The organism is Bradyrhizobium sp. STM 3809 (assembly GCF_000239795.1).
Taxonomy (GTDB): Bacteria; Pseudomonadota; Alphaproteobacteria; order Rhizobiales; family Xanthobacteraceae; genus Bradyrhizobium.
In genome coordinates this window covers 1-1,099 of sequence record NZ_CAFJ01000661.1, presented here as the reverse complement: position 1 = coordinate 1,099, position 1,099 = coordinate 1, and the positions used below count along the sequence as shown (strand labels likewise).

At 67.0% G+C, this 1,099-nt stretch carries 1 protein-coding gene; it reads left to right on the top strand.

The annotated features are described in order from the left end of the window. Nucleotides 1-75: 75 nt before the first annotated feature. Nucleotides 76-1,099: DUF7146 domain-containing protein (locus BRAS3809_RS29365; protein WP_035659319.1), on the top strand; the 1,024-nt coding region annotated here is incomplete at its 3' end.

The window sequence follows — 1,099 nt, the reverse complement described above, 5'->3', positions numbered from 1 at the left end:
TGGCGCGGAGGCGCTGTCCCGCAGCCGATTGGCAACTTCTACGCAACATAACGGCGTGCTGCGGGAGGTCGTGTGATGTCCCGCGACGCTTCCGAACTGGCGCGCCGACTCGCCCGCGATGCTGAGGCGGTCTGCCGCCATTACCTGTCCAATGGGCGGCGCCAGGGTCGCTATTGGATGGTGGGCGACGTTCGCAATACGCCTGGTCGATCGATGTTCGTTCGGCTCAGCGGACCTGACTCTGGTCCCGGGGCTGCTGGGCATTGGACTGATGCCGCCTCGGCCGAATATGGCGATCTCCTCGACGTGATCCGCGAGAGCTGCGGGTTCATCGACTTTCGCGATGTCGCCGAAGAGGCGCGACGCTTTCTGAGTTTGCCGAGCGCCGAACTGTGCCACAACCCAAAGCCCGTTCGCACACCCGTCCCCGCCGGATCGCCGGAGGCGGCGCAGCGGCTCTTCGCCATGTCGCAGCCGATCCGCCGGACGTTCGTCGAGACCTACCTGCGCAATCGCGGCATCAAGGTTGTCCACGATGCGGGCGCGCTGCGGTTTCATCCGCGCTGTTACTATCGCCCGGACGACAGTTCGCCGACTGAGACCTGGCCGGCGATGATCGCCGCCGTCACCGATCTTGCCGGCGCCATCACCGGCGCACATCGCACCTGGCTTGCGCCGGACGGCTCTAGCAAGGCACCGGTTGGCACGCCGCGACGGGCGATGGGCGGTCTCCTCGGCCATGCCGTCCGCTTTGGCGCGGCCGACGACGTTCTCGCTGTCGGCGAAGGCATCGAGACAATGCTCTCGCTGCGCTGTGCGCTGCCTGCCATGCCCATGGCTGCCGCGCTCTCGGCCAACCACCTTGCCGCTCTCTTGCTCCCGCCAGCACTGTGTCGACTCTACATCGCTCGCGACGCCGATGCCGCGGGTGACGCCGCATTCGCAGCATTGACCGAACCCGCTGAAGCAGCGGGCATCGAGGCGCTTGCCCTGTCTCCGCGGACGGGCGACTTCAACGAGGACCTGCACGCATTCGGCCTCGGCGCGCTGCGAACGGCGTTGCGCATCCAACTCGCGCCACAGGACGTCGTTCGCTTCA